Annotated in this window: 21 protein-coding genes; 11 read left to right on the top strand and 10 right to left on the bottom strand. The window is 56.7% G+C overall.

Going from position 1 to position 15,627, the window contains the following annotated elements; translation table 11 throughout:
* Positions 1 to 37: 37 nt before the first annotated feature.
* From CpATCC19410_RS10860 to CpATCC19410_RS11020, 8 genes are all read right to left on the bottom strand, one after another.
* On the bottom strand, positions 38 to 268 hold the full coding sequence (locus CpATCC19410_RS10860) for a hypothetical protein (RefSeq protein ID WP_041477852.1): 231 nt from the start codon (positions 266 to 268) through the stop codon (positions 38 to 40).
* A gap of 42 nt (positions 269 to 310) precedes the next feature.
* Entirely contained in the window at positions 311 to 664 is a 354-nt protein-coding gene (locus CpATCC19410_RS10875; protein ID WP_013242304.1) for a DUF7768 domain-containing protein, read from the bottom strand.
* A gap of 123 nt (positions 665 to 787) precedes the next feature.
* Positions 788 to 997, bottom strand: a complete 210-nt coding sequence (locus tag CpATCC19410_RS05925; RefSeq protein WP_013242305.1) for a LapA family protein — start codon at positions 995 to 997, stop codon at positions 788 to 790.
* 17 nt (positions 998 to 1,014) lie between these two features.
* Positions 1,015 to 1,407 carry an ssDNA-binding protein gene (locus tag CpATCC19410_RS05920; RefSeq protein WP_013242306.1) on the bottom strand — a complete coding sequence of 131 codons (393 nt, stop codon included), beginning with the start codon at positions 1,405 to 1,407 and terminating at the stop codon, positions 1,015 to 1,017.
* Positions 1,408 to 1,471: 64 nt separating this feature from the next.
* A complete protein-coding gene (locus tag CpATCC19410_RS05915; RefSeq protein WP_014522442.1) occupies positions 1,472 to 2,485 on the bottom strand; it encodes a DUF2800 domain-containing protein in 1,014 nt (337 codons plus the stop codon).
* Positions 2,478 to 2,900 (bottom strand): hypothetical protein, encoded by a 423-nt coding sequence (locus tag CpATCC19410_RS05910; RefSeq protein WP_013242309.1) that lies wholly within the window; start codon positions 2,898 to 2,900, stop codon positions 2,478 to 2,480. The genes CpATCC19410_RS05915 and CpATCC19410_RS05910 overlap by 8 nt, the downstream gene beginning before the upstream one ends.
* Positions 2,897 to 3,160 (bottom strand): hypothetical protein, encoded by a 264-nt coding sequence (locus CpATCC19410_RS05905; RefSeq protein WP_223201509.1) that lies wholly within the window; start codon positions 3,158 to 3,160, stop codon positions 2,897 to 2,899. The genes CpATCC19410_RS05910 and CpATCC19410_RS05905 overlap by 4 nt, the downstream gene beginning before the upstream one ends.
* A 72-nt stretch (positions 3,161 to 3,232) precedes the next feature.
* The gene (locus tag CpATCC19410_RS11020) at positions 3,233 to 3,358 is read right to left on the bottom strand and encodes a winged helix-turn-helix transcriptional regulator (protein WP_230455526.1); all 126 of its coding nucleotides are present in this window, start codon (positions 3,356 to 3,358) and stop codon (positions 3,233 to 3,235) included.
* Between the two features lie 873 nt (positions 3,359 to 4,231).
* Here CpATCC19410_RS11020 and CpATCC19410_RS05895 point away from each other — a divergent pair.
* Genes CpATCC19410_RS05895 through CpATCC19410_RS11000 form a run of 8 tightly spaced genes read left to right on the top strand, consistent with a single transcriptional unit; the run spans position 4,232 to position 11,416 of the window.
* The gene (locus tag CpATCC19410_RS05895; RefSeq protein ID WP_014522443.1) at positions 4,232 to 5,365 is read left to right on the top strand and encodes an ABC-three component system protein; all 1,134 of its coding nucleotides are present in this window, start codon (positions 4,232 to 4,234) and stop codon (positions 5,363 to 5,365) included.
* Entirely contained in the window at positions 5,362 to 5,589 is a 228-nt protein-coding gene (locus tag CpATCC19410_RS05890; protein ID WP_013242313.1) for an ABC-three component system middle component 7, read from the top strand. The genes CpATCC19410_RS05895 and CpATCC19410_RS05890 overlap by 4 nt, the downstream gene beginning before the upstream one ends.
* 43 nt (positions 5,590 to 5,632) lie before the next feature.
* On the top strand, positions 5,633 to 6,238 hold the full coding sequence (locus CpATCC19410_RS11015) for a hypothetical protein (protein WP_014300830.1): 606 nt from the start codon (positions 5,633 to 5,635) through the stop codon (positions 6,236 to 6,238).
* Positions 6,235 to 7,323: a DUF2326 domain-containing protein gene (locus tag CpATCC19410_RS11010; RefSeq protein WP_014300831.1), complete on the top strand. Its 1,089-nt coding sequence runs from the start codon at positions 6,235 to 6,237 to the stop codon at positions 7,321 to 7,323. The genes CpATCC19410_RS11015 and CpATCC19410_RS11010 overlap by 4 nt, the downstream gene beginning before the upstream one ends.
* Positions 7,320 to 7,532, top strand: a complete 213-nt coding sequence (locus tag CpATCC19410_RS05880; protein WP_014401288.1) for a helix-turn-helix domain-containing protein — start codon at positions 7,320 to 7,322, stop codon at positions 7,530 to 7,532. Before CpATCC19410_RS11010 ends, CpATCC19410_RS05880 begins: the two co-directional genes overlap by 4 nt.
* Entirely contained in the window at positions 7,529 to 9,499 is a 1,971-nt protein-coding gene (locus CpATCC19410_RS05875; protein WP_014401289.1) for a site-specific DNA-methyltransferase, read from the top strand. The genes CpATCC19410_RS05880 and CpATCC19410_RS05875 overlap by 4 nt, the downstream gene beginning before the upstream one ends.
* A gap of 4 nt (positions 9,500 to 9,503) precedes the next feature.
* On the top strand, positions 9,504 to 10,031 hold the full coding sequence (locus CpATCC19410_RS11005) for a DEAD/DEAH box helicase family protein (protein ID WP_013242318.1): 528 nt from the start codon (positions 9,504 to 9,506) through the stop codon (positions 10,029 to 10,031).
* Between the two features lie 26 nt (positions 10,032 to 10,057).
* Positions 10,058 to 11,416, top strand: coding sequence for a type III restriction-modification system endonuclease (locus tag CpATCC19410_RS11000; protein ID WP_230455508.1), 1,359 nt, complete (start codon positions 10,058 to 10,060; stop codon positions 11,414 to 11,416).
* A gap of 17 nt (positions 11,417 to 11,433) precedes the next feature.
* Here the strand turns inward: CpATCC19410_RS11000 and CpATCC19410_RS10995 are convergent, their stop codons facing one another.
* On the bottom strand, positions 11,434 to 11,820 hold the full coding sequence (locus CpATCC19410_RS10995) for a hypothetical protein (protein ID WP_223201514.1): 387 nt from the start codon (positions 11,818 to 11,820) through the stop codon (positions 11,434 to 11,436).
* 36 nt (positions 11,821 to 11,856) lie between these two features.
* On the opposite strand from CpATCC19410_RS10995, the gene CpATCC19410_RS10990 reads away from it, so the two are divergent.
* Genes CpATCC19410_RS10990 through CpATCC19410_RS05860 form a run of 3 tightly spaced genes read left to right on the top strand, consistent with a single transcriptional unit; the run spans position 11,857 to position 14,992 of the window.
* On the top strand, positions 11,857 to 12,474 hold the full coding sequence (locus CpATCC19410_RS10990; protein ID WP_223201515.1) for a restriction endonuclease: 618 nt from the start codon (positions 11,857 to 11,859) through the stop codon (positions 12,472 to 12,474).
* Positions 12,471 to 14,102: an ATP-dependent nuclease gene (locus CpATCC19410_RS05865; RefSeq protein WP_013242321.1), complete on the top strand. Its 1,632-nt coding sequence runs from the start codon at positions 12,471 to 12,473 to the stop codon at positions 14,100 to 14,102. Before CpATCC19410_RS10990 ends, CpATCC19410_RS05865 begins: the two co-directional genes overlap by 4 nt.
* A complete protein-coding gene (locus CpATCC19410_RS05860) occupies positions 14,099 to 14,992 on the top strand; it encodes a UvrD-helicase domain-containing protein (RefSeq protein WP_014300832.1) in 894 nt (297 codons plus the stop codon). Before CpATCC19410_RS05865 ends, CpATCC19410_RS05860 begins: the two co-directional genes overlap by 4 nt.
* A 432-nt stretch (positions 14,993 to 15,424) precedes the next feature.
* On the opposite strand, the gene CpATCC19410_RS05855 is transcribed toward CpATCC19410_RS05860, so the two are convergent.
* Positions 15,425 to 15,598, bottom strand: a complete 174-nt coding sequence (locus CpATCC19410_RS05855) for a hypothetical protein (RefSeq protein ID WP_014300833.1) — start codon at positions 15,596 to 15,598, stop codon at positions 15,425 to 15,427.
* Between the last annotated feature and the right edge of the window lie 29 nt (positions 15,599 to 15,627).

Genomic DNA, 15,627 nt, shown 5'->3' with positions numbered 1-15,627 from the left:
AATTTTGGTGCCCAGTGTACGTGCAGGTTGCTACCCATTAGGTAGCGACCTTATGCTCCTTTACGCTGTGGGACTGGTGACGCTGTTCAAGCGCAGTCTCAAAGTGTTCTTGTGCAATCTCCCCACGGTCGAGCCTAGCGACAGCTTCAAGATCCGCCGCAGTGGCCACGTCGTGTTGGTTCGAGTAATGGGCGTTATTCTGCTGATCGCCAATCTTGACGTGTATCCCCGACGACACGCGGCCGTGTAGACCCAGATCGCTTCTCATTTGGGCAGCAGGATGCGGTTGAAGAACATCGCTAGCTCACGATCATCTGGAGCAGATGTCGTCCATGAATTGCGGGTAGTGCAAATGCGGAGCAAGCGGATTTTTGCCCCCCCTGATCACCGCACGCGCACAGAAGTCATGGGCTAACTGCACGTTTATCTCCACGTCCCCGGAGTATGGGGAGCAGATATAGACCAAGGGCGGTAGCCGTATTCGGTGCGCTGCAAACTCGTCAGCAGGGCCAACCAGCGAGACCAGCACCTCGCTGGGTAGCTGCTCACCGGAGACAAGATCGATGACTTCAACCGGGCTAGCATCGATCAAGTAACCGAACAGGAGAAGTTCGAAGTCGCCGTGGTCGGCGTAGGGATAGATCCCAGCCTTGGCTAGGGTCACCGATAAAAAGTCTCGATTCCAATGAAGAGTTCACGCATGCGCTATAGCTCCTAAGAACAAGGGTGCTGGGAGGATGCCACAACCCAGAAGCGGGCATGGTTTCCTCCCAGCACGGGTGAGGGGTTAGTGCTCTCGGTCAGCGCGATACTTCTCGAGCTCGGCCTCGGTGTCAGCCATGAGCTTGTCGATGCGCTTGCGATTGCGACGGATCTTCCACCGCTCGGAAATCAAAGAGGCGACCTCCATAAGGACCAAACCGGCGACAGCGCCCACGAACATGGTCACGACTGTGATGGTGTTTGCAGACAGTGCCGCTGTATAACACTCGTTCATAATGATTCTCCGTTCTTCTAGTTCAGGAAGTCGTCCGACGTAGTGGTGAAGCCTCCGAAGTCGCCCCCGGTCGGATCCACGATCGCCTGCATGGCCGCATCCACCACCTGTGGCGGGGTCTTACTGTCGGCGTTAACGAACATTGCGCCTGCGTAGGCTTCGTCGTCGCGCAGGGGCAGCTTCAGGGCAGCCTTGTTGGGACGATTGCCACCGAACTTCCCAATCCCAACCTCGATCGTCGCATCAATCGCGCGCTCGATCTTGGCCAGCATCTCGGTGTCACCCTTGGGGATGATCAAGCTAACCGAGTACTTGGGCTTGCTTCCTTGGATGGAGTTAGCCTCGAAAATGTTGGCGTAGAACAGGCGAACTTCGCCGGTGACCACATGGGTCGGATTCGATGTAGACATACGTGTCTTACCTTTCTTCTTAGTTACTTGATTGCAGTGAATTCGTTAGCGGTCGACTGAATCTTCAATACGGGCCTCTTGTCGTAGTCGGAGGCGAGCGTGAGTTACCAGCAGGTTCGACCACGAGATCCCCGAGGAGTTCGGTGAAGCGCTTCTTACCTGCTTGCTTCTCCAGCGTGGTGATCGTCTTGAGCTTGTGGTCGTAGTCGTAGATGTCAGTGATACCGCCAGTTCCGGCCATCTCGGCAACAGCGGACTCGTCGGCGTATTTGCGGATCGAACGACCTTCGACGAGCTTGAACCCAGGCCAGGTTTTACCCTGGTTCACCGCCAGCGACAGCGCGTGTGCTTCCGCATCAGTCGCCCATGCACTGAGACTCGGTAGCCGGTACAGCACCTGTGCGATCTCGGCATCGCCGAGTTCGGCGGGCGGCGCGAATTCATGCTTGGCAAGCACGAGGTTCGCTTCGGCACGAGGTTTCACCACCTTTTCCGCCCACGCCTCCAAGTCGGTGACCGATATGGTACAAGTGGAGATGTTCGAGCGACTGGGTTGGAAGATCGTGACCGCCACCTGGTCGATGTCATGCAACGACCCGAACGCGTTCAGCGCACTCAGGGCATACAACATGAGCTGCGGATTCTGCTCAGCTTCGACCATGACACTCTGGCCGTATTTCAGGTCGATGATGTGCAGGAGGGGTTCAGCGATGATGACGCAGTCCCCAGTCCCGAACCCACCCGGCACCACATGCGAGAAGTCCAAGCGCTGCTCGATGAGCACCTGCGGATCAGCACACACCTGCCGCACATCACGCAACAGCTCCTGAACAAACGCCACGTAGTCATCGGTCAGGGCCTCCGTCTCCGCGTCATGCCAGCTAGAGACCGGCTTCGCGGTCGGAGCATCATGTAGGGCGCGGCGTAGCTTCCACTCTGCGAACTCGTGAGCAGCGGTTCCTTGTTCGGCAGCGGACGAGGAGGACTCCGGCAGCCCAGCCTCCAGCGTTGCTGATGGCGGGTAGGCCAACCACCGGTGCGCGCCCGAGGCGCTCAGCAGTGCGTGCTGGTCAGGCATCAGCAATCGCCTCCGCTTGCTCCAGCAGACGCCCGAACTTGGCCGGATCAACCTCGGAGAGCTTGTTCGCGCCAGCGGCCTGGATCAGCTCACGTACCTGCGCGGTATGGCCTGCCTGCGACAGGCGCGCCAGAACCGTGCGGACCTGCTCCAACGACACCCGCACAACCTCCGGAGCAGGAGCCGGTGTCGGTGCCGGGGCTGGCGGCTGGTGGGCGGCTTCGTACTCCTCAGCTGCAGCTTCCAGCACAGGCTGGGCGAGCTGGGCTGCGGCGATTGGGCGAGCCTCCGACATACCGGGGTGATCCTCGAACGATTCCCACGCGGCCTCTTCGATCGCAGAGGCCAGCATCGTGACCCCCTCCGCGATCCGGTTCAGCGCCTGGATGTAGCGGTTAGCTTCGGTGACGTTCACGCGGCATCACCACCATTCCGGGTGGCACCGACGGCAGCGGCCAGCGCCATGAGATCGGCTTCTTCATCACCGTGCCGAGTGATGGTGACCTGGTCGACGCTGTCGCCGGGGACGACCACAGTGAACTCCTTAGGCTCACCGAGAATAAGTCGGACAAGGCGTTCACGCAGGGTGACCCGGCGCAGACCCACGACCTTTTCACGGGCCGCCAGGTCGAGATTCAATTGGTGCCGCATCAGCGGACCTCCCTTCCTATGCAAGACCAGGAACCGGAACTGGCTGGGGTGGCCTTGCATAGGAAGGGCTTCGGGCAGAGCGGATTTATAACCAATCTAGGACAGAAGCTCGCGCAGGCGTGCTTCGTCCTTCTTCAGCCTCTTCGCCACCGCTGGTTGAGATATGCCCAAAACGCGAGCGATCTGGGATTGGGTATAGCCGTGCATATGGATGCCAACCACCACCAGGCGATCCTTCGGATCGAGACTCGCCAAGGCCTCACGCACCTCAAGCTGAGTGACCCATGCCTCATCTGGTCTAAGCTGCGCATACTCGCCTCGCCGTCCCGTCCATACCCCCGGGATCGCGGATCCTCCGCACTAGAGGCAACAGCGTCAATGACGGGTATCTCGTCATCATCATCCTTTGCCGACACGGACCGATAGGTGGTGTTACGAAGGTGCTGCTTCGCGTTGTTGTAATCGTGCTTACCCAGCTCGTCACAGATCTCGTGAAGGCTGCGACGCTCTGCCTGTTCTGGATCTGCCACTTCCTGGCGGCGCAGGTGTAGGTCGCATTCAACCATGATCTGCGCTTCGCTGGCCGTTATGAGATAGGTGACGCTGGTGGTGGGATAGCGTTCGCTGATCCCCTCGGTGTGCTCATGCTTGAGCTGGATCTTGATAGTTCTCGGCTCGGTAGCCATCAGGGTTTTCCCTTCGTGAGAAGGGAGACCCGCGTGTGCGCGTCAAGTTCGAAGACGAGTTGCTAAGCACAGAAAGGCGGACCCTGCGACCAACCCCGGTTGCCAGGGGTAGTCGCAGGTATCCGCCAAGCGCTTAGCGAGTCTCCGTATGAACCTGTTTTCTGTTGACGACCAGGCCGTACGCTTCCCGATCGAGACACCTGGCCAGTCGTGTGCTCTACACGCTCGTGTTGAGCCGCAACTTGTCGGCGGCTCACGGTAAGATGTGAAGAACGTCTTCACGTTCGTGGTGGCCGCGACTGGTCGTGGTATCTGGTTAAAACCCTAGAAATCGGGGTTCGCCAGGCCGTGAGAAAGCGTGAGGCGAATCCGTGAGGAACCGTGAGATCCGCAGAGACGAGGAGGGCGAGTGAAGTTCCACGAGCTGGCTGCATGCCTCGCCCCAGCCCTGCCCGGTGGCCTCGCGCGTGCTGAGCGAATGCGTGAGCTGATCTTTGTGTTCACCACTGTCACCGAAGACGAGTGGGGCACCAACCGAGACCCATCGACACTGGCATCAGACTCAGTCCTCGAATCGATGGCATCCAGGCCTTCGGGTTTCACCAAGAAGCTCGCCAATGCGATCTGTTCTCGCCTCGACATCGACGCCTTCGTTGAGCGCCTTCACGGGTTGGATCTAGCCTCCCAGGAACTCATCGCCCAGAACATCGCCGCCCACGGCGAGCACGTGGATCTGGAGAACTTCGCGTACGACGTCGCCGAGCTGCTCGTCGGCATCCTCCACGAGAAAGCCGGACTGCCCGACAAGACCGCCGCAGTGCTTAGGCGTACGCAAACCCATGCGGCGCTCACCAAGAATCGTGACTTGCTTCTGACGCGCTCACGTGGCTGCGCCACCTGTGACACGCCTCTTCGGACCCGGTCTCACGATTCCTCACAGGCCTCCTACGACATCGTCTTTCTCGACGACGCCACCGAGCCGTTCGGCCCGGACGACTTCGCAGTCCTGTGCAAGCCGTGTGCGGAGCGTTTCAACCTTGCCCACATTGAGGCCGATCTCGCTCAGCTGAGAGCCCATAACCGAGCACTCACCGCAGCAGAGAACGTTGACGAAGGCCTTGCTCCGCTCGGGCTGGACCGCAAGATCAGCCAACTGCTCGCTGTCATCAACCAGCTGCCCTTCGAAGAGGTAGTCCGCGACACCAACTACAGCGTCGTGAAGCTGAAAGAGAAGATCGACGACATGGCGCTCCTGCGCCTGTGTTTCGACGCGATGGCCACCTACGAGCCCGTCGTCCGCAACTCCGCCATGGCTCTTGAAGCTCAAGGGGACTTCAAGTTTTCTAAGATGCGCCGCCAGATTCAATCTGCGTGGGACGTCTTGGATGACAGCGGCATGAGCCAGTACGACATCTGGCAGCGCCTGACCGCATGGATCCACGAGCACACCGAGGTTGACCGGTACGCGTCCGGGGTTGTCGTGGCGTTCATGATCCAGATCGGTGACCTGTTCACACCAAGGACCGTGGCGGTGAGCGCATGACCCGGCTCCCGAACAAGCTCTACCGCTTCAACGAAACCGTCCTCGCTGACTTCGTCACCATCATGCGCAGCCTCGATACTGCGCCCATGAGCGTCGCCGATCTTCACGACCGCCTCGAGGGGCAGTTGGCGACCGAGGACATGATCGACGCCCTCACGCTGCTGCTCACGCTCGGCACCTTCGGCCTCGATACCGACCAAGGGGTGATTGCTCGTGCTCACTAGACTCTGGTCCCCAGCTTTCAAACACCACGGTGAGAAACGGCCGGTGATTGAGTTCCATGCCGGGCTGAACATCATCGAAGGCGCCGACGGGGCGCAAAACTCGATCGGCAAGTCCACCGTTCTGCAGATCATCGACTTCGTCTACTGTGGCCGTGATTTCTTGAGCTCGGATGCGGTCACGATGGCCACGGCGGCACGACACCACGTCATCTATTTCACGCTGCGCATCCACGGCACTGACCGCCACTTCTCCCGCGACACCTCACGTCCTGGATTCGTCGCCACCTACCAAGACCCCTGCTGGACCATCCCCGGCGACGAGATGTCGATCGATGAGTACATGGGTTTCCTGCTCACCTCCTACGGACTCGACGAGGCGGGCACATCGTGGCGTGACCTGGTGGGCCGATTCTCCCGCGTGGATGAATCCGGGATTGCGATGCTCGACAAGCCCCTCGCCGCAGCCCCACGCGAGAGCGACACCAGCGGCGCGGCCGCGCTACTACGGTTGTTTGGTGCGTATGCGGAGATCGAGGAAATCCAGGACCGCTACGCGAAAGTGCGCAGCGAGGTCGATGCGCTAGATGCGATGGCGAAGGGCCAGTACTCGATCGAACTACATCAAACTCACCAAAAAGACCGACCGTGACCGGGCAGAGCGTGAGCTCGCTGAAGCAAGCGAAGGCTGAGGCAACGCGTGTCCATCGACAGGCCGATCTTGACCTGTTCGATGCCGACCGCAAGGCCCGCCAAGAACAACAGCTCCTTCGAAGCCAGCTGCGACCCCTGACTGAGCAACTCGACCAGTTGACAGGGAAACTGGCGATCGTGGAAGCCACCCTCGCCGGTCACACTCGCATCACCACCGATGACCTCGAAGAGTTCTACACCTACTTCCCCCATGCAAACCGCGAGCACCTGGAAACCGTCGAGTACTACCACCATGCTCTCACCGGCATTCTTGAAGAACAGCTCACCGAACAACGCCGCCTTTACACCACCCAGGTCGAGGCCCTGAAGCAGGAAATCCGGGCACAGCAAGCAAGGATCGTCTCGCTCGGCGAATCCGCGCAGCTCGATGACGAAACCTACCAACGCTTCCTCGAACTGCACACGAAGATCACCCAGCTTGACGAGCAGATCCGCACCTTCGACCACAACCAGAAGATCAAAGAAGAACGCAAAGCCCTCAAGAAGGAGATCGAGGAAAGCATTCCCGCTACGCTCGGTGAACTCACCACGCAGATCAACGCCGAGATGCGAGACGTGATGGACGCCTTGTATCCGAGCGAACCGCGGAAGGCCCAGATCTTCACCTTCAAAGCCGTCACCAAAGGCGTCTCCTACACCTTCGACCACAACGGCGACACCGGCTCCGGCGCGAAATTCAATCACCTCGTCGCTCTCGACATCGCCGTCTTGCGCTCCACACCATTGCCGTTCCTCATCCACGACTCAGCTATCATCAAACTGATTGCGTTCGCTCCCGTCGCGGAACTCCTTGCCGTCTACGCCAACACCGCAAACGTCACCAGCAGAGCGGGCGAGCCGAAGCAAGTGTTCTTCTCCTTCGACGCCACCAAGGCCTACGGCACCAAGGCCGAAAAACGCGTCGCCCCAGCCCAAGTCATCCATCTCGGCGAAGGCGCCGAGGCCCTCTACGGCTTCACCTGGAACACCGAAACCACCGACCACCACGACCCACAGCCCAGCGAAGGAGCAGAAGCAAAGTGACCATCACGTTCAAACCTCTGTGGAAACTCCTTATCGACCGAGAAATGACCAAAGAAGACCTACGCATCGCAACCGGCTTATCAGCTGCGACCATCGCCAAGATGGGTAAAGACGGCAACGTCACCACAGAGGTTCTTGCCCGAATATGTACGGCATTAACGGCAGACATCAATGACATCTGCGAAGCCACCAAGGAGCCAAAGAAATGATCAGAAACATCAGCGAGCACAACGAAGCCGTTAAGCCCAACGACTTCGAAATAGAACGGCTCCGCGCCGCCCTGCCCGAGTATTTCGACGGCGACGGCAACTTCATGATTGACCGACTCCAACAGGCACTCCAAGACGGAGACGTCGATCTCACCCGCGAGGGATACGAGCTGAAATTCCTCGGCAAGTCCTACGCGAAGTACCTCACGTCCACGAAAACCGAAACAGTGGTTGTGCCAGACCTCGACCACAACAGCCAACCGGAAAACAAGGATTCCGAGAACATCTACATAGTCGGCGACAACCTCGACGCCCTCAAACATCTGCTCGGCTCCTATGCAGGCAAAGTCAAGTGCATCTACATCGACCCGCCCTACAACACGGGCTCTGACGGATTCGTCTACAACGACGACTTCGGCTTCACTATCCCCCAACTCGTTGAAAAGGTCGGACTTACTGAAGATGAAGCCGAGCGAGTCCTTGACTTACGTGGCAAGTCGTCACACTCTGCCTGGCTCACCTTCATGTACCCCCGCCTGCAACTCGCGAAGGAGCTGCTAGCCGATGACGGCGTCATCTTCATTAGCATCGATGACAACGAGCAAGCAAACCTTCGCATGCTGTGTGATGAGGTTTTCGGTGAACAAGGGTTCGTCGCTTCTATAACGGTAAGGAATAATCCTCGCGGGAGACAGTCGAATACTTCAATTGCGCCGGTCCATGACTATCTTTTGGTGTACTCGATTTCAGCTGCTGCGGCAGGCATTGGTGGGCGGGGATTAACCGAGAAAGACCGAGCAGACTACAAATATGAAGATGATCGGGGTAAGTATCGTCTTTTAGGGCTTAGGCAGCGTGGAGTGGAATCATTACGGGAAGACCGCCCAGATATGTACTTTCCAATCTACGTCGACCCAGAAAATGAGACTGTATCACTTGCCCCTGTGACAAACTGGGCGGAAGTGCTCCCTCGTAAGTCTGATGGGCGTGATGGACGCTGGATGTGGGGAATCAATAGATGCCGCGAGGAACTTGACCGGCTTGTTCCAACCTTTGTTAAACGGCGCAGTGAATATGACATTGCCGTCAAGGACTACTTAAAGAAGGACGGCCTGGCCGAACGCACCAAAAAGGCATTTACCATTTGGGAAAGTAGAGAATTTAATCAGCAGGTCGGCACTCAGGAAGTAAAAGAACTGCTCTCCTCTGAATCGGCAAGCTATCCGAAGCCGACCCCTCTTCTGAAGGAAGTACTTCAGCTTGGAACCCCGCAAGGTGGTCTCATTGTTGACTTCTTTTCAGGCTCTGGCACTACAGCCGAAGCATCCTGGCGTTTAAGTGCTGAAACCGGCCTCGATCGACAGTTCATCATGGTGCAGCTGCCAGAAGTGATCGATGGTGAATCCGGTTCCAAGACCGCCAAGGCGGCCTACAAAGCCGGTTACCGTACCATCGATGAAATCGGTCGTGAACGAATCAGGCGTGCATCTGCAAAGATCAAGGAAGAGACTGGCGCGGATATCGATTACGGCTTCAAGCTTTACAGGCTGAACGAGCCGTCTGGACAGGTTCTTGATGATCTGCTGACGTTTGATCCGAAACAGGACGGTACCTTGCTAGCTGGGGATTATGTCTCAAAGTTCGACCTGAACGGTACTCCTGGGCATGACACGGTGTTGGCGACGTGGCTTGTTGAAGACGGACACGGTCTGGTCACTGGCGCGCAGCAGGTTACCTTGGCTGGCTACGAGCTGGATGTGTGCGGAGATTCTGCTTATATCATCCCGCCGGGTTTGACGAGTGATGACGTGGTGGAGCTTGTTCGTCAGCTAGAGAACGGGGATCTTGCGGTTTCTCGTGTTGTGGTGTTTGGGTACTCGGTCACGTTTGGTGTAATGCACGAGTTGAAGAAGAACCTCTCGGTGCTGAAATCTGGTCGTACCGTGTCTGTGATTGAGAGGCTGTAGGGCGATGCAGATTAGGCTACAGACCCTTGAGCACCAACAACGGGCGCTGACGGCGATTACCCGTGTTTTTCATGGCGTGGATTTCGATTCAGGCGGGTTGATGGAGGCCAATCCGACCTTCGATCTTGCTGATTCGCAGTTGGCTCATAACATTTCTGAATTGCAGAACGGCGCGGTTGCCGGTGTATCCGCTATCCCGCGTGCCTGGCGGGGCCGGGTGGATGATGGCGTGCTCGGTATTGATGTGAAGATGGAGACCGGCACGGGTAAGACGCTGGTCTACACGCAGATGATGTACGAACTCAACAGGCTCTATGGGTTTACCAAGTTCATCGTTGTGGTGCCGTCGACAGCGATCAAACTGGGCACCAGGTCATTCATCACGTCCGAGTATGCGCGTAACTATTTCGACGATACTTATGGTGGCAGCATCAAGCTGGAGCTGGATGTTCTTGATCCACAGAAGCGGTCAAAGGGACGGAAGTTTTTCCCTAGCGCGGTCGCGAATTTCGTGTCGGCATCCCCCGGCTAACCAAGGGCCGTGTGCATGCGTTGTTGATGACTGATGGCATGTTACGTTCGGCAGCGACGATGGGTGCTATCTATGACCAAACAGTGTTGGGTATGTCGAGCCAACCGTATGAGGCATTGGCGGCAACTCGGCCGGTGGTGATTATTGATGAGCCGCATCGGTTCCGCCGTGAGAACAAGGCTTACCAAACGATCATTGACCAGATCCAACCCCAAGCTGTAGTCAGGTTCGGTGCGACTTTCCCGAAGAACGACAAGACCGGCCAGATCGATTACAACAATTTGGTGTTCAATCTTGGCGCGGGCGAGGCGTTCAACGAACAGCTCGTCAAGGGCGTGGCTGTGCAGTACCCGGAGGACGATGGGCAAGACTCCACGAGGTTGAAGTTGACAAGCTTGTCGGCTCGCAAGCCGAAACAGGCCACGTTTACCAACCTCGATACCTCCAAGACCTTGACAGTAGGGTCGGGTGGCTCGTTGGCTGAGGCGGATGGAGCGTTCGCTGGCATCACGATCGAGGCTGTGGGCAAGACAGAGAACCCGACGATCAAGTCTGGGGTGACTCTGTCTAATGGTCAGATCCTGGGTAAGGGCGACACCGTGGTTGCGGGAGTGTATTCCCAGACCTATCAAGAACTAATGATTGCCCGCGCGCTGGATAATCACTTCGAGACGGAGTGGGAAAACTTCCGGCGCGCTACCCGCGTGAAAACCTTGACACTGTTTTTCATTGACTCGATCGACTCCTACCGTGGTGAGGACGGTCCAGGCCACTTACGCGTCCGGTTCGAGGAACAGCTGGCTGCCAAGCTCAAGGAGGTCATCGCCGAACACGAGGACAAGACCTCACAGATAGCCAAAGACTACGTCGCATACTTGAAGGCTTCGCTGGCCGATGTGTCGGCAACGAACGGTGGTTACTTTTCTGCTGATAATGCGTCCACCGATGAGGCAATCCAGGCCGAGGTGGACCTGATTCTGCGCGATAAGCAATCGATGCTGTCATTCACGAAGGCGGATGGGTCGCCGAACACAATGCGATTCGTGTTCTCGAAGTGGACGCTGCGTGAGGGCTGGGATAACCCCAACGTCTTCCAGATCGTGAAACTACGCTCGTCGGGATCGGAAATCTCGAAACTCCAAGAGGTCGGGCGCGGGCTGCGCCTTCCCGTTGATGTCAGCGGCAGTCGACTAGCTGATGAGGACTTCCGGCTGACCTACCTCATTGATTACACCGAGGAATCATTCGCCAATAGCCTCGTGAGCGAAATCAACGCAGACACCGGTGGCCAGGCCCCCTCGGTTAAGGAACTGCTGCCGCGTGTGGCAGCCAAACTGGGCAAGGACGAGACCGAGCTGTTCATTGAACTACTCCAAAAGGCCTAGTCGATAGCGACAAGAACCTAATCGACGGCAAGGCCGAGGCGCTCTTTGAGCTTTATCCGCAATTCGCAGAAGGCAAGCTCAAGCCCGGAAAAGTTGTCACCGACAAAAAGAAAGCCCGAGTCGGAATCCGCAAGAATCGCTACTCCGAACTCAAGCAACTGTGGGAAGCGGTCAACGCCAAGTACTACCTCAGACTCGATGACCTCACACCTGCCGAAATCAGTACCTGCATCGACGAGATCCTGGACGAAGGCATCTACAAGGCACAAACCGGTAGGTTCACCCAAGACCTGCTCACGACCAGCGAGGACGGGGTGCTGACGACCATCTCGTCGACGAAGGAAACCTACGCCGTTGACGGGTCGATACCCTATGGACAGTGGCTGAGACTGGCCTACACCCAAACCTATCTACCCATCAGCGAGATTCACGCTGGCTTGGTGCGAAGCAACGCGAAGAAGAAGCTTCCCAGCGATTTCTTCAACAAGGCCACACTGGGTGAGTTTGTTGCACAGTTCCATGGCTGGATGCAGCGCGAATATGTCAAACGGTTCTCCTACACCCGGATCGACGGGCCACTGGGAGCCACCGCGCTGACCGACCCTGACGGTCAACCGCTGAAGACTATTGCGCAAGGAAACGTCGGTGTCTACCGCGACACCACCTCCGAGGTGCCAGAAAAATTCCTCTACGACGCGTTCGTCTACGACTCCCCGAAGGAACAGACCACGATCCGTGACTCTGTTCTCGACGAGGTCGTTGTCTACGGCAAAATCCCGCGTAAATCGATCCAGGTGCCCGTCTATTTCGGTGGAACGACCAGCCCAGACTTCATGTATGTGCTCAAGACCGCTGATGGAAAAATGTCGCTGAACTTCATCGTCGAGACAAAGGACGTCGACTCTAAGGCAGACCTGCGCGAGACCGAGCAGCTACGGATCAAGGCCGCTCGGAATTTCTTCGAGTCGATTAGTGACGAGAGCATCTCCGTCCACTTCGCCCCGCAACTCAAACGCGACGACATCGTCACCATGATCAAACAGGTGGTGGCGCAATGACGCCAGTAATCACGAGAGTGCAGATTCGAGGATATAGAAGGTTCCAGGATTTTACGTTTGAACCTGAGGCGGGAACCAACATTATCGTCGGCGGAAATGAGGCGGGTAAATCAACGCTCTTGGAAGCAATCACGCTAGCCTTAGCAGGGCGAGTCAACGGCGTTCGCGCGAAAGAGTACCTGAACCCTTATTGGTTTAACCACACCATGGTTCACGACTTCTTCGAGAAACCGCCCAACGAACGCAGTCACCGCGATGCACCAACGTTTCGCATTGACGTCTACCTGGATGTCGAAAGCGGTGAGCTGGAAAAACTCCGAGGCGTCAATAATATGGAGAACGCAGACTCGGTTGGTCTGTCCATCTGGGCACATCCTGATCCGGAGTACACGCAGGAGCTAGATGATTACTTCCAGCAAGAAGACTGCCCTGAAGTTCTCCCAGTCGAGTATTACATGGTTGAATGGCTGAGCTTTGGTGGACACCCGGTGCAGCGACGCCCCAAGGAACTCGGCATCTCATTGATCGATAGTCGAACAATCCGCTCCGAGCGTGGCGTTGACTACTACACGCGACAAATCTTGGAAACCCGTCTCGACCCGAAAGACCGCAGCCGAGTCTCTGTTGATCACCGCAAGCTCCGCGCAACCCTCGGCCGCGAGGTTCTGCGCGACCTCAACGAGGAACTCGCCGAAGAGAATCAGTCGATTCCAGGAGCAGTGGTGGGGTTGCAGATCGATCAGTCTCGCTCGGCCTCGTGGGAAGCCACTCTCATCCCCGATGTCGATGACGTTCCGTTGTCGATGGCTGGGCAGGGAAATCAGGCGGTGGCCAAAACCATCCTCGCTATGGGGCGAAATGCAGACACAAGCAGCCTCGTTTTCATCGAGGAACCAGAGAACCACCTCAGCCATACCCGAATGCGGCAGCTCATTTCTTACATTGAACGCTCTGCTCAAAACCGGCAAGTGTTCATCACAACGCATAGTTCTTATATCCTCAACCGACTCGGACTTGGTCAAGTGACCTTGCTCAGCGAAGGGACGCCCGCGCGGTTCAACACGCTGAACAAAGACACGATCCGCTACTTCCAGAAGCTCTCCGGTTTCGACACCCTCCGACTCATCCTGGCTGACACGATCGTGGTCGTGGAGGGTCCCTCTGATGAGATTGTCTTCACCAGGTTTTTCACCGACAGGTTTGGCCGCGAACCGTTGGACTGCGGCGTAGACGTGATGTCCATCAATGGTGTGTCATTCGGACGATGCTTTGAACTGGCAACTCTGCTGGGCCGTTCCCTTTTCGCTATCCGCGACAATGACGGCCATGCCCCAGAGCACTGGCAGGAAAAAGTAGGATCCTACCTGCAGGAAGGACAGAGGATCCTGTCCATTGGCGATCCGAACCTCGGGAACACGTTAGAGCCCCAGATTGAAAGAGCAAACACGAACGAGTCTCTGCAACTCGTGTTCCCCAAAGCAAAAGAACCTCCGTTTGCTGCATGGATGCAGAAAAACAAGACGGATGCGGCCCTAGCCATCGCCACATCAGAGCACACCCTGAATCCACCGACATACATCCAGGACGTATTGGATGTCCTCGGGAAAAGAATCGGCTCAGCGTCATGACGCACCAATTCGTCCACGCCTGCGCAGGCTCGGGAAAGACCCAGTACATTATAGACCACTGCAGCCAGAGCCAACCCAACGTCCGGCGACTAATCATCACACTGACGCTGACCGGACAGGATGAACTCGAAGGACGCCTCCAGAAAAACATCGACCCCTCGGCACCCGCGCCAGAAGTAACAGGCTGGTATACGTTCCTGACAAACCACATCGTCCGCCCGTATCTTCCACTGCTCTTTCCTGAGCAACGAGTCACCGGATTCATGTTTGATCCCGGTGATGCACGAAAGAGATTGCGATATAAGAAAAAGACAGACCCTCAACGCTACTTCAGTGAAACTGGGATGATCTACAAGGACAATCTCGAAGAGCTCGCTACCGGGCTGATCGATAAAGCTGGCGGACTAGTAGAAAACCGTCTCCGCCTCATTTACGATGAAATCCTCATCGACGAGGCGCAGGATATCAGCCGTAGCGGTTTAGACGTCATAGCACGTCTCCTGCGTCAGGACTCGGTTCGATGCCTGCTTGTGGGCGATAGTCGACAGTCCCTCCTTGACAGCAGTTTGGCCTCCCGGAAGAACCGAAAAGCCGACCGGCAGAACCTCATGGAGTGGTATCGGGAATTTGCGAAATCGGGACGTCTGAGAATCGATGAGAAAGTTGAAACCTACCGGTTCAACCAGGCTATCGCAGACTTCTCAGACACTATTTTCCCAAAAAGATTCGGATTCTCGTCGACAGTGTCAAGGATGAACGATGAGTCTTCCCACGATGGAGTTTTTTGCTTGCAAAAGAAGATCTTGGTCACTACGTTGCGGAGTTCAACCCAACTGTTCTGCGGCATTCAAGCAGATCATGGAGAGATCAAACATCGCACAATCCGATAACCTACGGCAATTCAAAAGGGCGTACCTACCAGCGAGTGATCATCCTGGCGACGGGACCAATCCAAAACTTCTGCCTCAAAGGTATAGAGCTTAAAGAGAAGAGCGCTTGCGCATTCTACGTAGCGGTTACCCGGGCACAGTACTCGGTAGCGATCGCCGTCAACCAAAGCCGAAAGAATCTCATCGCGTCAGCACCGCAGGGCCTACCAGTATGGACTCGCCAGCAAGAATTCTTAGCCTTTTGACGCCACCGCATACGTTTTGACGGCTCACGCGGTGGCCACTGCGCTGGGTGCATCCCACGGGACTGAGCGAAGCCATTCCTCCGAGCTGCCCCCCCCGAGGCAGCACCTCAGAACCAGTATTAGAAGATCACCGATCTACGCAGAATTCGCCTCAGTCCTGCCGTTTCCACTGGTAAAGGCGCAATTTCTATGCCTCTAGCGCCCAGCCGGACACACCGTTATCTGGTATCAATATCCCTAACCAACGTTTGGCGATGACCACATCAAACTTCTTGAGTGCGCTATAACCCTCTGTGAACTTTGGTTCACACAAAGTGTCACCACGCATGATGTTGTGGTCTGGCAGGTTATGAATGTACATATTCATACACCGATTAACTGGGTCTCTTG

Origin of the sequence: Corynebacterium pseudotuberculosis, assembly GCF_002155265.1 — a bacterium.
GTDB lineage: Bacteria > Actinomycetota > Actinomycetes > Mycobacteriales > Mycobacteriaceae > Corynebacterium > Corynebacterium pseudotuberculosis.
The sequence above is the reverse complement of the archived record's forward strand: the minus strand, read 5'-3'. Positions and strand labels throughout refer to the sequence as shown.

Coding starts and splice junctions, on each gene's coding strand:
- CpATCC19410_RS11005 (WP_013242318.1), top strand. CDS start 9,504: ATGCAGATTAGGCTACAGACCCTTGAGCACCAACAACGGGCGCTGACG.
- CpATCC19410_RS05875 (WP_014401289.1), top strand. CDS start 7,529: ATGATCAGAAACATCAGCGAGCACAACGAAGCCGTTAAGCCCAACGAC.
- CpATCC19410_RS05890 (WP_013242313.1), top strand. CDS start 5,362: ATGACCCGGCTCCCGAACAAGCTCTACCGCTTCAACGAAACCGTCCTC.
- CpATCC19410_RS05920 (WP_013242306.1), bottom strand. CDS start 1,407: ATGTCTACATCGAATCCGACCCATGTGGTCACCGGCGAAGTTCGCCTG.
- CpATCC19410_RS05915 (WP_014522442.1), bottom strand. CDS start 2,485: ATGCCTGACCAGCACGCACTGCTGAGCGCCTCGGGCGCGCACCGGTGG.
- CpATCC19410_RS05925 (WP_013242305.1), bottom strand. CDS start 997: ATGAACGAGTGTTATACAGCGGCACTGTCTGCAAACACCATCACAGTC.
- CpATCC19410_RS10860 (WP_041477852.1), bottom strand. CDS start 268: ATGAGAAGCGATCTGGGTCTACACGGCCGCGTGTCGTCGGGGATACAC.
- CpATCC19410_RS05865 (WP_013242321.1), top strand. CDS start 12,471: ATGACGCCAGTAATCACGAGAGTGCAGATTCGAGGATATAGAAGGTTC.
- CpATCC19410_RS05860 (WP_014300832.1), top strand. CDS start 14,099: ATGACGCACCAATTCGTCCACGCCTGCGCAGGCTCGGGAAAGACCCAG.
- CpATCC19410_RS11000 (WP_230455508.1), top strand. CDS start 10,058: ATGACTGATGGCATGTTACGTTCGGCAGCGACGATGGGTGCTATCTAT.
- CpATCC19410_RS05855 (WP_014300833.1), bottom strand. CDS start 15,598: ATGTACATTCATAACCTGCCAGACCACAACATCATGCGTGGTGACACT.